14 protein-coding genes are annotated in these 15,333 nt (G+C 65.4%); 6 read left to right on the top strand and 8 right to left on the bottom strand.

The features are described from left to right. The first annotated feature begins 116 nt into the window (after positions 1–116). On the top strand, positions 117–764 hold the full coding sequence (locus AC5Y21_RS20995; RefSeq protein WP_499915177.1) for an MspA family porin: 648 nt from the start codon (positions 117–119) through the stop codon (positions 762–764). 8 nt (positions 765–772) lie between these two features. Here AC5Y21_RS20995 and AC5Y21_RS20990 read toward each other — a convergent pair whose 3' ends face one another. The 3 genes from AC5Y21_RS20990 to AC5Y21_RS20980 are packed head-to-tail and all read right to left on the bottom strand — an operon-like array spanning position 773 to position 3,731. Then, positions 773–2,071 carry an acyl-CoA dehydrogenase family protein gene (locus tag AC5Y21_RS20990; RefSeq protein WP_499915129.1) on the bottom strand — a complete coding sequence of 433 codons (1,299 nt, stop codon included), beginning with the start codon at positions 2,069–2,071 and terminating at the stop codon, positions 773–775. Positions 2,072–2,094: 23 nt separating this feature from the next. Beyond that, complete coding sequence (locus tag AC5Y21_RS20985) at positions 2,095–2,877, bottom strand: enoyl-CoA hydratase/isomerase family protein (protein WP_499915128.1); 783 nt, start codon at positions 2,875–2,877, stop codon at positions 2,095–2,097. Positions 2,878–2,900: 23 nt separating this feature from the next. Beyond that, positions 2,901–3,731 (bottom strand): oxidoreductase, encoded by an 831-nt coding sequence (locus AC5Y21_RS20980; protein ID WP_499915127.1) that lies wholly within the window; start codon positions 3,729–3,731, stop codon positions 2,901–2,903. Positions 3,732–3,813: 82 nt separating this feature from the next. Here AC5Y21_RS20980 and AC5Y21_RS20975 point away from each other — a divergent pair, with 82 nt between their 5' ends. After that, a complete protein-coding gene (locus tag AC5Y21_RS20975) occupies positions 3,814–5,106 on the top strand; it encodes a PucR family transcriptional regulator (RefSeq protein WP_499915126.1) in 1,293 nt (430 codons plus the stop codon). 116 nt (positions 5,107–5,222) lie between these two features. Beyond that, complete coding sequence (locus AC5Y21_RS20970) at positions 5,223–5,690, top strand: 2,4'-dihydroxyacetophenone dioxygenase family protein (RefSeq protein ID WP_499915125.1); 468 nt, start codon at positions 5,223–5,225, stop codon at positions 5,688–5,690. 3 nt (positions 5,691–5,693) lie between these two features. Here AC5Y21_RS20970 and ppk2 read toward each other — a convergent pair whose 3' ends face one another. The 4 genes from ppk2 to AC5Y21_RS20950 are packed head-to-tail and all read right to left on the bottom strand — an operon-like array spanning position 5,694 to position 10,392. Continuing rightward, positions 5,694–6,572 (bottom strand): polyphosphate kinase 2, encoded by an 879-nt coding sequence (gene ppk2, locus AC5Y21_RS20965; RefSeq protein WP_499915124.1) that lies wholly within the window; start codon positions 6,570–6,572, stop codon positions 5,694–5,696. A gap of 41 nt (positions 6,573–6,613) precedes the next feature. After that, entirely contained in the window at positions 6,614–7,279 is a 666-nt protein-coding gene (locus AC5Y21_RS20960) for a nitroreductase family protein (RefSeq protein WP_499915123.1), read from the bottom strand. 8 nt (positions 7,280–7,287) lie between these two features. Next, complete coding sequence (locus AC5Y21_RS20955) at positions 7,288–8,814, bottom strand: Hsp70 family protein (protein WP_499915122.1); 1,527 nt, start codon at positions 8,812–8,814, stop codon at positions 7,288–7,290. Between the two features lie 36 nt (positions 8,815–8,850). Continuing rightward, positions 8,851–10,392 carry an ATP-dependent DNA ligase gene (locus tag AC5Y21_RS20950; protein ID WP_499915121.1) on the bottom strand — a complete coding sequence of 514 codons (1,542 nt, stop codon included), beginning with the start codon at positions 10,390–10,392 and terminating at the stop codon, positions 8,851–8,853. Positions 10,393–10,503: 111 nt separating this feature from the next. On the opposite strand from AC5Y21_RS20950, the gene AC5Y21_RS20945 reads away from it, so the two are divergent. Both AC5Y21_RS20945 and AC5Y21_RS20940 read left to right on the top strand, forming a co-directional pair. Further along, a complete protein-coding gene (locus AC5Y21_RS20945; protein WP_499915120.1) occupies positions 10,504–11,262 on the top strand; it encodes an SDR family NAD(P)-dependent oxidoreductase in 759 nt (252 codons plus the stop codon). Positions 11,263–11,416: 154 nt separating this feature from the next. Beyond that, a complete protein-coding gene (locus AC5Y21_RS20940) occupies positions 11,417–13,594 on the top strand; it encodes an acyl-CoA dehydrogenase family protein (RefSeq protein WP_499915176.1) in 2,178 nt (725 codons plus the stop codon). Positions 13,595–13,672: 78 nt separating this feature from the next. Here the strand turns inward: AC5Y21_RS20940 and AC5Y21_RS20935 are convergent, their stop codons facing one another. Continuing rightward, complete coding sequence (locus AC5Y21_RS20935) at positions 13,673–14,347, bottom strand: winged helix-turn-helix transcriptional regulator (protein ID WP_499915119.1); 675 nt, start codon at positions 14,345–14,347, stop codon at positions 13,673–13,675. Between the two features lie 154 nt (positions 14,348–14,501). Here AC5Y21_RS20935 and AC5Y21_RS20930 point away from each other — a divergent pair. After that, positions 14,502–15,333: class I SAM-dependent methyltransferase (locus tag AC5Y21_RS20930; protein ID WP_499915118.1), on the top strand; the 832-nt coding region annotated here is incomplete at its 3' end.

The raw sequence follows: 15,333 nt of genomic DNA, 5'->3' as shown, positions 1-15,333 counted from the left end.
TTCAGTTTGCTGGCCAGCAAATTTCGTGGCGCTGATCCGACCATGCATACGGTGTCGCCGTGGGGCCGATTCGCGTGGTGGTTCGTCGTGCCGTAGTTGTCACTGTTTGCCTCGTCATGTCGGTGGCCACGGCCCCTTGCACCGGTGCTGACCCCAACTCTGTGCCCGCAGCCCCCGATGCGGCGATACCGGCCGACGCGCGGGTGCCCTCCAGCCCGCCCGCAACCGTCAACACGCCCGACGGGTGGACCTTGGCGCTCGGAGCAAAGGACGAAATGCAGGTTCCCGTTGCGCCGCTGACCACGGCGGTATCTTCGCGCGAGTACCTGTCCAGCGGAATATTCGTGGCTTCGCTGAGGGGACCGGAATTGCCACGAGGCGCACTTGAGGTGGGTTTCCAGATCGGCTGTGGAATCGACATGAGCACCTCCAACGGCGTCACCATGGGTGGGAACGCCGGCGTCGCCCCGGGGATTACCCCCACATTCGACGTCACTGGTACGTTGCCGCCTTTGCTGCCGTTCGTCACCACGCCGGTCAACGGGGTGATGACCGTGGGTATGAAGCCCGGCCTCGTGATCGCGGTGCCGGTGGTCAAGAAACAGTTCAAGGGCCCAGATCCCTGGGTCATGATCTCCAACTTCCACATCAAGATCGACGGATGTGTGGGCCAGTCGTTCATCCGCTCCTACGCGACGCTGACCCGAGTGACCGATCAATCCGACGTCGTGCTGTCCTATGTGGGCGTCACCAAGGCGGTCTGAGTCTCGACCTACCGTCGGGCAATGCCGGCCAGCTTGTCGGCGAACTTCGCTTCGGCGGCCGCACGCAGTCGTAAGAGGTGTTCGGAGGGAAAGAGATCCGGCGAAGGGGCACGGTCTTTGAGTAACTGGCGGGCCAACGTCACCTTGTGCACTTCGGTCGGGCCGTCGGCCAGGCCGAGCACGAATGATTCCACCAGATATTGCACAAACGGCATTTCGTGCGTGGTGCCCAACGATCCGTGCAGCTGCAGTGCCCGTGACGACACGTCGTGCAGCACCTTCTGCATCATCGCCTTCACCGCCGAGATGTCAGCCCGCACCGCCTTGTAGTCGTTGAATTGGTCTATCTTCCAGGCAGTTTGAAGGGTCAGCAGCCGGAAGGCCTCGATCTCCATCCAGGAGTCGGCGACCATCTCCTGCACCATTTGCTTTTTGGCCAGGACCTCGCCCTGGGTGTAGCGCGACACCGCCCGCTCACAGAGCATGTCGAAGATGCGGCGAACCAGTCCTACCGTGCGCATGGCGTGGTGGATACGCCCACCGCCCAGGCGGGTTTGGGCGACGACGAACGCTCCACCGCGCGGGCCGAGCATATGATCGGCGGGCACCCGGACGTTCTCGTAGCGGACGTAGCCCTCACGGCCACCACCACCCAGTGGTTGATACCCCAGCCCGACATTGCGTAACACGTTGATGCCCGGCGTGTCGCCAGGAACGACAAACATCGAGTACCGCTGATAGGGCGGTGCATCCGGGTCGGTCATGGCCATCACGATGATGAACGACGCCATCGAGGCGAACGACGAAAACCACTTCTCCCCGTTGATGACCCAGTGATCGCCATCTTGAACAGCACTGGTGCGAAACACTTTCGGGTCGGCGCCGCCTTGCGGTTCGGTCATCGAGAAGCAGGATACGATGCGGTTGTCCAGCAGCGGCTCGAGGTAGCGCTCCTTGAGTTCAGGTGTGCCGTAGTGGGCAAGGATCTCGCTGTTGCCGGAATCGGGTGCCTGCGAGCCGAAGACGATGGGCGCGCACTCCGAGCGACCGAGAATCTCGTTGAGCAGCGCCAGCTTCACCTGCCCGTAGCCCGGACCGCCCAGATGCGGCCCAAGGTGGGTGGCCCACAAGCCGCGCTGTTTGACGATCTCCTGCAGCGGCGGGATCAGGGCCTGGCGTACCGGGTCGTTCAGGTCGTGGGACTCCTTGACAATCAGGTCGATCGGCTCGCATTCGGTGCGCACGAAGTCTTCGACCCATTCGAGCTGTTGCGCCCACTGTGGATCAGTGGAGAAATCCCACGGCATCTGTCGTCCTCTCGGGGTTGCTTTTACTGCGACCACTTTTCGCGGCGTGCGGCTGACTCGTCGGTGGCATGGGAGATCACTTGGTTGCGATTCTCCAGTTCCAGCGCCGACGACAGGCTCGCAGCGTCGGTGTTGACTTGCAGGGCACGTTTGGTCAGCTGCACGCCCAGCGGCGCGAGACCCGCGATCAGCGACGCCAACTCCACCGCGCGGTCGGTCAACCGGTCGCTTTCGACGATCTCGCTGACCAGCCCGCGGCGATCGGCTTCTTCGGCCGATATCATACGGCCGGTGAGCATCCAATCGGCGGCCACGCTGGTGCCGACGATACGAGGCAGGTGGTAGCTCATGCCCATCTCGGCGCCCGAGAGCCCAAGCTGGATGGCCGCATTACCGAAAGATGCTGTCGCCGAGCACATCCGGATGTCGGATGCAAGGCACAGTGCGAATCCCGCACCGACGCAGGGACCGTTGACCGCGGCGACGACGGGCTGCGGCAGTTGACGGACCGCCTCGGTAAGAGCCGCCATCTTCTCCTGAAACAGCATCCGGTCCAGGGCGGGCGCGGTAGCCTCCGGCGCGCTGGGTCCGAAGTCGCGCAAATCGATTCCGGCGCAGAATCCGCGGCCGGCACCGGTGAGGACGACGGCACGCACGGAGCGATCGGCGGCCAGATTACCCAGGGCTTGCAGCAATTCGTTCTGCATAGCCTCGTTGATAGCGTTGAGCCGCTCGGGTCGGTTGAGCACAACAATGGCGATGCCGTCGTGCGTCCGGTCGAGTTCCAGCGTTTCCGACGAGCTCATCGGTCAATCTTCTCCTAGCGTCGTCAGGCGTCGAAATTGGTTCCGGCAGAAAGGTATTCCCACGTCGCGATGCTAGCCGTGCGACGGTCCGAGATGTAGCGGTAGGCGGCCAGCGCGTCGGGTCCGAGCAGTAGGAACGGCGGCGGATCGGTTGCCTCGACGGCGGCGATGATCGCGGCAGCGGCCTTGGCGGGGTCGCCGGCCTGGTTGCCGTGCATGGTGTCGTTCTCCTTGCGGCGTTTACCGGCGGTTTCCGCGTAGTCGTCGATCCGCATCGGCGACTGGACGAGGGAGCGTCCAGCGAAATCGGTCCGGAATGCGCCTGGCTCAACGATTGTCACCGAAATGCCCAGCGGTTCGAGCTCGCCGTGCAGGGCTCCGCTGAGGCCTTCGATGGCGGCTTTGGCCGCCGCGTAGTAACCGGATCCCACCGGCGTCAACTGCGCGCCGATCGAGGAGATGTTCACGATGGCGCCCTTGCGGCGGGCCCGCATGTCCGGCAGTACGGCCTTGATCATCGTGACGGTGCCGAAGAAGTGCGTCTCGAACAACTCGCGGACCTGCGCGTCGTCGCCTTCCTCGACGGCCGCGCGGTAGCCGTATCCGGCATTGTTGACCAGGACGTCCACGCTGCCGAACCGCTCCTGGGCCTGCTGTACTGCCGCGGCGACCTGTTCCGGTTCGGTGACGTCCAACGCGACGGCGAGCACCCGCTCGGGTGCGGTGTCGGCCAGGTCGGAGACTCTGGTGACGTCACGTGCGGTGACGACGGCGTTGTGGCCCGCGTCGATAACGGCTTCGGCGAGCGCGCGGCCGAGTCCGGTCGAGCAGCCGGTGATAAGCCAGGTGGACATAGAAGTGCATCCTTCCAGTCGAGGTGCAGCAGGGAGCCGCGGTCGTTGTGTTCGCAGCACAACCAGATTAGATTCTGCCGACATGGAGCCGCGCTGGCCACCCCTTCAAGAGCCGATCGCCCATAAGGCATGGATCGAGGTCCTGAAGCCGGTCGCCGCTCAGTTGCAAACGTGCGCACCGCAATTGGCTGCCCGCATAGTTGAGCATCTACAGGCCGACCTGCCGAAGATAGTTCCTGACGCCACGGCTGTGGCCGAACAGCTTGCCAGCGTCGAAGCCATTCTCCGCCAAATCGCTCAGTGCATCGAAATCGGCGACGATCCGCGCCTATTCGACATTGCGCCGCCAACCGCCGTCATTGCTCGCTCTGGCGTGCAACGAAACATTCCGCTCAACGAGCTTCTCCGTTCCGTGCGTCTGGGGCAGCAGCAAACCTGGCAGTGGTTGTTCGAGCGGGTAACAGCCTCGCGGGCGGGCGAACACGACAGGGCACTCGACCTCGCGACCAACCTGCTGTTTGCCTATTGCGATGCACTTCTGGTCCAGGCCGAACATCTCTACGAAATCGAACGAGAGGCGTGGCTGCGGGGTGCTGCTGCCGCACGCGCAGCGGCCGTTGACGACATCCTCGCCGAACGTGAGGAGGACCCGCAGCGGGCGTCGAAACGGATGCGCTACGACATAAATCGCCATCATGTCGGCATCAGCGCTTGGCTGGACGCGACGGGTGAGGCGGCCGAGGCACAAACGGCCCTCACTGAGGCGCTGAGGCAGCTCGCCGGTGCCGTGTCAGCGCAAAGCTCCATGGTCCACCCAGCCGGTTCTATGGCTATCGCGGCCTGGCTCAGCCGGCCGCAGCCGTTTAACGCCGCCGAGTTCGAGGTAACGCACATTTGCGGCAACACCCAGTTGCCGGACGGGGTTCGGGTGGCGATGGGCGAGCCGGGGTGGGGGATTGGCGGTTTCCGCCGTACTCACATCGAGGCGTCGCACGCTCGTCGAGTCGCGTTGTTGCTCGGGGATCGCGCATCCATTGTGACGCGCTATCACCAGGTAGCAGTCTCGGCGCTCGCCAGCACAGACGGCGAGCACGCCGTGGCATTCGTCAAGCGCATCCTGGGTCCCTTGGCCGCCAATGACGAAGGGACATACCGCATTGCCACCACCCTCGCGGTCTATCTCGAGGAAAACCGGAGTCCCGCCAAAGCCGCCCTGCGGCTTACGGTGCACCCCAACACCGTCAGCTATCGGGTCCACCAAGCCGAAGAACTTCTCGGCCGCCCGATCGACACCAACACCCTAGACCTGTCGGTCGCGCTTGCGCTGTTGCCCGCGATGCGTGGGCTGACCGACCGAAGGGGGAGGGAACTGTGATGCCGCCACAAACGCTCGGCCTAATCCTGTTGCCGCGCCCCGAGCGGATGTGCGACCGAGTCTCCTAGCGTCTGGGTTCAGCCCTTACGTGGACCACACCGAGACGAGGAGCAGTCGTGAAAACTTTGCAAGAACTCGACGTCAACTACATCAACGGTGCAGATAACCCATGGGTACAGTTCACGCCACTCAGTGACAAAGTGTTCTTGAAGTACTGGAAGGTCGATCCGGTCCGCGCTGAGATCATCGTCTCGATGAAGATACCCGCCGGCATCGACCTGGGAACCCACTACCACACCGGCATCGTGGTGGCGCACACTGTCAGCGGAGCCTGGCGCTATAAGGAGAGTGACTGGGTCTCGCGCGCCGGCGACACCCTCTACGAGGTTGCCGGGTCGTCACACACTCCCGAAAGCTTCGAGGACACAGAGATTTTCTTTTACATGACCGGTGAATTGCTGTTCCTGGATCAGGACAACAAGATCCTCTGGCAGGAAAACCACAAGACGTCCATCGATCGCTATTCCCGCTACTGCGTCGACAACGGCATCCCCGCCCGCGACCTCACCAGTTGGGACGTCTGACCCTCAGTCGGCCAAGGCGCGACCCACGATCTGCGGATCTGGCTCGCCTATCACGTCGTGGTCCTTCTCGGCATAGTCCGATTTAGCGAGCACGTAACGCATCGCGTTGATGCGAGCGCGCTTCTTGTCGTTGCTTTTGACCACAATCCAGGGCGCGAGGTCGGTATTGGTCGCTTCGAACATGGCTTCCTTCGCCGCGGTGTAGTCGTCCCACCGGTTCACGGACTCGATATCCATTTCCGAGAACTTCCATTGCCGAACCGGGTCGACCAATCGGACGGCGAACCGAGTGCGTTGTTCGGAGGGGGAAATCGAGAACCAAAACTTGGTGAGGTTGATGCCGTTGTCGACCAGCATCCGTTCGAATTGCGGTGCCTGCTGCATGAATTCGCGGTATTGATCGTCGGTGCAGAATCCCATCACCTTCTCGACACCCGCGCGGTTGTACCAAGACCGGTCGAACAATACGATTTCGCCGCCGGCAGGTAGATGAGTTATGTAGCGCTGGAAATACCACTGGGTTTGTTCGCGCTCGCTGGGCTTCTCCAGCGCCACCACCCGGGCATGGCGTGGGTTGAGATGCTCCATGAACCGCTGAATGGTGCCGCCCTTGCCCGCTGCGTCACGACCCTCGAACACAATCACGTGCCGGGTGCCGGTGCGTTTAGTGTCCTTCTGCAGCTTCAGCAACTCGATTTGCAGCCGCCGCTTCACGTGTTCGTATTCGTCGCGCTGCATCTTGTGGTCGTAGGGATATCCCTCCTGCCACGTGTCGATATTGTTGCCGTCCTGGTCGCACAAGACCGGGTCGTCTTCGTCCTCGTCGATGACGGTGTAGCCGTGTTCCGGGGTCGAAAGGGCTTCCAGATCTATCTCTCTCATGATCCGACGCTATCCCAATCGCGGTCAGATGCCAGCCGACCTCAGCTTTCAAATGCGGCGCCGTCGAACCTTTCGCGGGTGACGAACTGGCCGACCGGCTGGCGGCGCAACTTGGTCAGCTGCCGGGCAGGCCTGCCGAGCGGTACGAGGGCGGCGACCGCATGCGCGTCAGGGATACCCAGCAGTTGACGGACTTGCGGCTCCTCGGCGATGGCCATCGTCGTGATGGTGCCGCCGTAGCCCTCGTTGCGAGCGGCCAACAGGATGTTCCACACCAGGGGGTACACCGACGCGCCGCCGGCCAGCCCGACTCGGTCCAGCTGCTGATCGATAGCCGCGACAACGCCCAGGTCGACGGAGACGACGAGCACCACCGGCGCTTGCAAGAACGGCGCAACGAACGCTTCAGGGATTTCCGTCGTATCGATGACGTCCTGCGAAACGGAGCTGGAATGTATTGAATTCCAGGGGTTTTCACCCGCGGTCAGCTGGGCGAAGTAGCGACGAGCAGCGCCGGTGCCCAACTCGGCAAGCCGGCGACGGGCATCGGCGTCACGCACCACGGTGATGTGGGCGCCTTGCCGGTTGCCGCCGCTGGGGGCGAACCGGGCGTTGTCGAAAATCCGCCACAATACGTCGTCGGGCAGATCCTCGTGAGTGAATTCGCGCGCCGCAAAGGTTGTGCGCATGACGTCGTAGAGCTCCATCGCCGAAGTCATCCAGCCGCGGCGCGCCGCTCCAGGCGGAACGTGCGCTCGAAGCCGGCCGGCTGCGTCGTGAGGGTCACTTCGACCGCACCGCTGGGGGCAACGACATAACGCTCTTCGACGTCCGGGCCGTCGTTCCACCGCCCGACGGGCTGGTGTCCGAGATCGTCTCGGTCGTGCAGTGCTGGGTCGAACGGGAAGAGGACAGGATCGTAGGGCGTGACGTCGCCATCGGGACGGCCGTTGACCAGGCGGCTGCACTCCACGAATCGGAAGTGTCCGATATTGTGCGCGGCACGGTACCTCCGCCGGACGACCAGTGGGCTACGCCCGTCTGCGGGAAGGGACGCGTCCTTCGGCACGATGGGGTCGAAGACCACGTCGGCGCCGGCTTGCGCTTCGCGGAACACGCCGAGATGGCGCGAAAAGCGTTCGGACAACTCGAAACCGGCTTCGTTGTCGAGGAAGACCGCCAGACCGATGGCCGTCGCGGCGAACGGGTACGGCGAGCGCTTCACCCGCTTGTCGCCGAATGTCGAGCGGAGCATTCGAGAAACAAGCGGGAAGCCGCCCGCACCGCCCACCACGTAGATGCCGGCCACTTCTGACAACGCCACGGACCCTGCCGCGTCGTGGCCGCCTCTGGCCGGGGCGTGCAGGACGCGATCCAGAAGCTCGATCGTCTGGTCGACGAGCGGTGCACAGACCGAGTACACGTCGTCGATACCGCAGGAGAACGGCGGCCGGTCTGCTGCGGTCAGGTCGACCAGGAAGCGGCGCGTCTGCGGCCCGACCGCCTCCTTGCGAACCGCACACTCCTCGCTGAGCAGGTCTCGCGTCGCAGCATCGGTGTCAAGCTTCGACCTGGCGAGCACGAGCCGCACGATCGCGTCGTCGAAATCGTCACCGCCGAGGCGCTGGATGCCCTCGCTGACGACGACCTCGTTGACCTGACCGGTCATCTTCAGCAGTGATGCGTCGAAGGTTCCGCCGCCGAGGTCATAGATAAGGACGTACTCGCGTTTGGCGGTGATGGTGGAGCGGTACCGATGCGCGTATTCGAGGCCCGCCGCGGAGGGCTCGTTCAGCATCGCGATGACCTGGAACCCCGCCGCCACGAAAGCATCCAGCGTCAGCAGACGCTGGGCGCTGGACGCATTGGCCGGCACGCCGATAGCGGCCTCGATGGTTTCGCCCGGCTCTAGGCAGGTGTTCGAGCGATCGTGCAGGTCGGTTTTGAGCGCTGCCAGGAAGCCGGTGAGCAGGTCGGCCAGTCGGTAGTTGCGGCCGGCCAGGTTCACCTCGGTTTGCGGCCCGGCGTCGTTGAGAAGACGTTTGAACGATCGCAGCACCGACCACCCCGGCTCGTGCCGGACGGCGGCGGCGTCGGCGCCGAAGCGCAACTGCCCGGCTGTGTTGGCGGCGATCAGCGAGGGCCAGGTATCGGCGCCGTCAAACGAGACGACCGGGTAATTGCCACGGTCGACGGACGCGACGACAGTGTGGGTGGTGCCGAAGTCGATACCGACTCTCATCCCGCCCGAGTTTAGTCGAGAACCCCCGACGACCGGTCAGTACAGAGCGCGCACGTCGTCAATCGTGTCGGCCTCGGCCGGGCTCTTGTCGTCGCGGTAGCGCACCACCCGCGCAAACCGCAGCGCCAGCCCGCCCGGGTACCGCGACGACGCTTGCACGCCATCCAACGCCACCTCGACCACCTGCTCGGGGCGCAGTTGGACGACATAGGAGTCGGTCCCCCCTACGGCGAGTTCACTGAACCGGGTGGTCTGCCAGTCCAGCATGGCGTCCGTCATGCCCTTGAAAGTCTTTCCCACCATGACGAATTCGCCGGCGCCGGGATCACGTGCGCCCAAGTGGATGTTGGAGAGTTTGCCGCGACGGCGCCCGGAGCCCCACTCCACGGCGAGCACCACCAGGTCCAGGGTGTGCACCGGCTTGACCTTCAGCCAGCCCGCGCCCCGCCGGCCCGCCTGGTACGGAGCGGCCGGCGTCTTGGCCATCACTCCCTCGTGTCCGGCGTCCAGCGTCGCTTTCAAGAATTCGGCGGCGGCGGACGCGTCGGACGTGGCCAGCCGGTCGACCAGGTGACGCGACGGCACCAGAGCATCCAGGGCGGCCAGCCGGTCGGTGGTCGGCGCGTCGAGTAGGTCGACGCCGTCGATGTGCAAGACGTCGAAGAAGAACACCGAAAGCGGTTGGGCCGCAAGGGCCCCGGCCACATCGACCGATCGGCCGAACCGCGATGCGGTGACCTGGAAGCGGTGCGGCCGGTTGTCTGGCCGCAGCGCGATCGCCTCACCGTCGGCGACGAGGCTGTGCACCGGCAGCGCCAGCGTCGCCTCCACAACTTCCGGTAGCCGGGCGGTGACGTCGTCGAGGCTTCGGGTGTAGACGGTGACATCGTCACCCGACCGGTGAATCTGTACCCGGGCGCCGTCCAGCTTTGCTTCGAAAATGGTTGTGCCGCCATGACGTTCGAGTGCGTCTTCGACGCTGGTGGCGGTCTGCGCCAGCATCGGTCCGATCGGCCGGCCCACCTGCAGGGCATAGGCGTCCAGCGCGGAGACTCCGCCGGTCGGACCGGCCTTCAGGCTGGCTACAGCCACGGCCGGCAGATTCCCGCCCAGCATTGCCGCCCGTTGTACCGCCGCAGCGGGGATCTCGGCGGCCTTGGCCACCGCGTCGGCCATGATCCCGGCCAGCGCACCCTGGCGCAGCTCGCCGCCGAGCAGCCGGAGCAGAAAAGTCTGTTCGGTTTCGGTCGCGGCGGCGAACAATCCGGTGACAAGTTCGGCGCGCCGCGCCTGGGAGCCCTTGCCCGCTACCGCGCCGATCTCGGAGAAGGTGGCGTCGACGCCGGTCACGGTCAACGTCGGCTGCAGGGCCGCGGGCGGCCGCGAACGTAACGCCGCCCAGCCGACGCCGATGGTCCGTTGCGGCAGCTCCCCGGACAGCCACGAAACGACGATCGCGACCAGCGCGGCGTCCGGCGCGGCGCGCCGCAACAGGTCGGCGATGCGCGCGATTTTGGACAGCCGCGACGAGGTACCGCCGACTTCGACGGATGTGGCCGCGACGTCGAGAAGGAGCACGTTTGGAAGCTTGGCATGGCTCGGTGACAATCCTTCAGGGCGGACACGCTAGCGTGCCTACGTAACGTTACAAATCGCCAGGAATCTGACAAGCCACAAAGGGAGGTCCGGATGGAGATCAGCGGGAAGAAGGTCGTCGTGATCGGCGGCGCTTCGGGGATGGGGCGCGCCAGCGCCGAACTCCTGCACGAGCGCGGCGCCCAGGTCGCGGTGTTCGACCGGGAGAATTCGGACGGCAAGACCGTCGCCGAAGGCATCGACGGGAAGTTCTACCCCGTCGACGTCACCGACTTCACCGGCACCGAGGAGACGCTGGGGAACGCGGTCGACGACCTGGGAGGCCTGCACGTGGTGGTGACGACCGCCGGCGGCGGCATCGCCAAGCGGACGATGACCAAATCCGGTCCCCATGACCTCGAATCCTTCCGTTCCGTAGTGGATCTCAACCTCATCGCCACCTTCAACATCAGCCGACTGGCGGCCGCGCACATGAGCAAGAACGAGCCCGAGGATGAAGAGCGCGGCGTCATCATCAACACCGCGTCGATCGCGGCTTTCGAGGGCCAGATCGGGCAGGTCGCCTACACCGCCGCCAAGGCCGGAATCGCCGGCATGTGTCTGACGATGGCGCGCGACCTGGGCTCGCTGGGAATCCGCGTGCTCGCCATCGCGCCGAGCCTGTTCCTGACGGGGTTGACGCAGATGGTTCCCGAGGAGATGGCGGCCACGCTGACCCGCGACGCTGCCTTCCCCAAGCGGATGGGCCGGCCCATCGAGTACGCCAAGCTGGTGGCGGCCATCGTGGACAACCCGATGCTCAACGGCCAGTGCCTGCGGCTGGACGCGGGACAAAGGTTCGCACCCAAGTAGAACCGGCGGTCGCCGGGCCCGGGCTTGGAGGGATTAAGTACACTCTTTCCAACGCCCGGCGACGATGCGGGCCGTGCAGCGGCCCGAGGAGGAGCAGGGCACTCAACCGAGCCCGGCGACGATGCGGGCTGCGTATTGCCTCGAGGAGGCCCCGATGGGTATCGCACTGACCGACGACCATCGCGAGCTCGCGGAGGTAGCTCGCGGCTTCTTGACCTCGCAAAAGGCACGCTGGGCAGCGCGATCGCTGCTCGATGCGGCCGAAGAATCCCGGCCCGGCTTCTGGCATGACCTGGTCGAGCTCGGCTGGCTGGGTCTGCACGTCGACGACGAGTACGGCGGCTCGGGCTACGGGCTGCCCGAACTTGTGGTGGCGATCGAGGAGCTCGGTCGGGCGGTGGCGCCGGGACCGTTCGTGCCGACGGTGATCGCGTCGGCGGTGATCGCCAAAGACGGCACTGCCGAGCAGAAGTCGCGACTACTGCCCGGCCTGGTCGACGGAACGGTGACGGCGGGCATCGGTCTGGACGGCGACGTGCAGGTTGCCGACGGCCCGGAAAACGGCATCGCCAACGGCGAGGCCGGGATCGTGCTGGGTGCCGGGCTGGCCGAGCTGTTGCTGGTTGCTGCCGGTGACGACGTGCTGGTGCTGGAACGCGACCGCGACGGCGTGTCGGTCGAGGTGCCGGACAATTTCGATCCGACCCGGCGCTCCGGACGGGTGCGGCTGGACCACGTCAGCGTGACCGCAGACGACATCCTGCCGGGGGCGCGGGAATCGGCCCTGGCCCGCGCGCGGACGTTGCTGGCCGCCGAGGCGGTGGGCGGAGCGGCCGACTGCGTCGGCTCCGCCGTGGACTACGCCAAGGTGCGCCAGCAATTCGGGCGCACCATCGCCACTTTCCAGGCGATAAAGCATCATTGCGCGAACATGCTGGTTGCCGCCGAATCCGCGATCGCGGCGGTATGGGACGCCGCCCGGGCGGCGGGGGAGGACGAACAGCAGTTCCGGTTAGCCGCCGCGGTGGCCGCGGCGCTGGCATTCCCCGCCTACGCGCGCAACGCTGAACTCAACATCCAAGTGCACGGCGGTATCGGCTTCACCTGGGAGCACGACGCGCATCTGCATCTGCGGCGGGCGCTGGTGATCGCGGGATTGTTCGGCGGTGACGGCCCGGCCGGGGACGTCTTCGATCGCACCGCGGCCGGTGTCACCCGGGAAAACAGCCTGGACCTGCCGCCGGAGGCCGAAGAACTGCGCACCCGCATCCACGCCGATGCCGCCGAGATCGCCGCTCTGGAGAAGACGGCCCAGCGCGACAAGCTGATCGAAACGGGCTACGTGATGCCGCACTGGCCCAAGCCGTGGGGTCGCGCGGCCGACGCGGTGGAGCAACTGGTCACCGAGGAGGAATTCCGTGCCGCGGGCATCAAGCGTCCCGACTACGGGATAACCAGCTGGGTGATCCTCACGCTGATCCAGCACGGAACTCCTTGGCAAATCGAAAGATTCGTCGAGAAGGCGTTACGCAAAGACGAAATCTGGTGCCAGCTGTTCTCCGAGCCCGAAGCCGGTTCGGATGCCGCGTCGGTCAAGACCCGCGCCACCCGGGTGGACGGCGGCTGGAAGATCAACGGCCAGAAGGTGTGGACCAGCGGGGCGCAGTACTGCGCACGCGGCCTGGCCACCGTGCGCACCGACCCGGATGCCCCCAAACACGCCGGTATCACCACGGTGATCGTCGACATGAAGGCACCCGAAGTCGAGGTGCGGCCATTGCGGCAGATCACCGGCAGCGCGGAATTCAACGAGGTGTTCTTCAACGACCTGTTCGTTCCGGACGAGGACGTCGTCGGCGCGCCCAACTCGGGCTGGACGGTGGCGCGGGCGACCTTGGGCAACGAGCGGGTCAGCATCGGCGGCAGCGGGTCGTTCTACGAGGGTTTGGCCGGGCAACTGGTGCAGCTGGCCAAGCAGCGGTCCGATCGTCTGGAGGGCGCGCGGATCCGCGTCGGGTTCTACCTTGCCGAGGAGAACGCGCTGCGGCTGCTGAACCTGCGCCGCGTCGCGCGCAGCGTAGAAGGAACCGGCCCCGGACCGGAAGGCAATGTCACGAAACTGAAGCTGGCCGACCACATGATCGAAGGCGCCGCGATATCGGCGGCGCTGCTAGGCCCGGATCTTGCGCTGACCGAAGGGCCTGGCGCACTGGCCGGCCGGATGATCATGGGTGCCCGCGGCATGGCCATCGCCGGAGGTACCTCGGAGGTGTCTCGCAACCAGATCGCCGAGCGGATTCTGGGCATGCCCCGCGACCCGCTGATCAACTAGGTGCGACGTGTCGCGAGCAGACGCAAAAGCGCCCCAAAACCGTTGATTTTGGGGGCTTTTGCGTCTGCTCGCGCCTCTCTAGGCGGGGCGCGGGACCGCCGCCAACGTTGATTGGCCGAGCCAGCGCGGTATCGCCCGGCGGGCGTCCGTCGCTCCGTGGACGGTCACGCTGCCGTTGAGCATCGCGCGCGACCACGAGACGTCGCCGCGCCACAGCTGCGTCAGCGTGCGCAGGCTGGTCTCGACCGTCGCGGCCACCTCGTAACCGGGGTCGAAATCGCAGACGTCGGCCGCGCCCTCGGACACCATCAGCCACCAACCGGAGGCCCTGGGGGCAACTCCGGTCAGGCGGAATGCCACCACGGTGCGCGCCCTTGGCCACGCTTCGACGGGCACGGTGCGGCGAATGTCCCACATCAGCAGGTGGGGATCCAGGTCGTCGTCCCCGATCTCGGGGATCCAGCGAACCCCCCATTCGCCCAGCGCGTTCACCACAGTCGCGAGTTCCTGGCCGCAGGGAGTCAGCGAATACGACGTACGGCCGTTGGACTCGGTGCGTTCGACGACACCGGATCGACTCAGCGCCTTCAGACGCTTGGACAGCAGCGCCGGTGACATCTTGGGCACTCCGCGCCGGAGGTCGTTGAAATGCATACTGCCCTTGAGCAACTCCCGCACGACGAGCAGCGTCCACCGTTCGTCGAGCAACTCCATCGCCTTGGCCACTGGGCAGAACTGGCTGTATGTCGACATTTCACCACCTCTTACTTCGGCTGTGTCCAGTAGACGCTGTGGCAACGCAATTGACTAGTACAGATCTTGAACTTCCGCTGGTTCAGATTTGGCAGTGCAATTGATTCATTGGCGAGCCCGACGATCGTGGCCACCACCGGAAGGGGATCTCGAAATGACCGCTGCGACAGGAACCGGCCCCGCGACCGCCGATCGCGGATACGAAAGCAAGCATCGGGCGCTCTGGGCGCTGGGTGACTATGCGAGCGTGGCGACCGAAGTGGTGGCACCGCTCGGCACGGTATTGGTAGAGGCCAGCGGAATCGGCACGGGAGATCGCGTGCTCGACGTTGCCGCCGGGTCCGGCAATGCGTCCATACCCGCGGCGCTGACCGGCGCCGACGTGATTGCCAGCGACCTGTGCCCGGACCTGATAGAGCGGGGCCGGGCGATCGCCGAAGCCCGCGGCGTCGGCCTGACCTGGCAAGAGGCCAACGCCGAGGCACTGCCGTTCGAAAGTGACCAGTTCGACGCGGTTTTGTCCTGCATCGGCGTGATGTTCGCCCCACACCATCAGGACGCCGCCGACGAAATGGTTCGGGTTTGCCGGCCGGGCGGGCTCATCGGGCTGATCAGCTGGACGCCGGAAGGCTTTATCGGCCACATGTTTGCCACGATGAAGCCGTTCATGGCCGCGCCGCCGCCCGGCGCACAGCCGGCGCCCCTGTGGGGCAGTGAAGACCACGTGCGTGGTCTGCTGGGTGACCGGGTCACCGACTTCACCACAGAACGCCGCACGTTGCGGGTGGACCTGTTCGCCGATGGCGCGAGGTTCCGCGACTACTTCAAGGCGAATTACGGGCCGACCATCGCGGCCTATCGCGGCCTTGCGGAGGAGCCGGAGCGGGTGGACGCGCTTGACGCGGGGCTGGCCGAACTCGGAGACCGATACCTGGCCGGGACATCGACGATGGAGTGGGAGTACCTGCTGGTCACCGCCCGCAAGC

It is taken from the genome of Mycobacterium sp. NGS41 (assembly GCF_059812725.1).
Note: the sequence above shows the minus strand (reverse complement) of the source record. Positions and strands in the feature narration are given on the sequence as shown.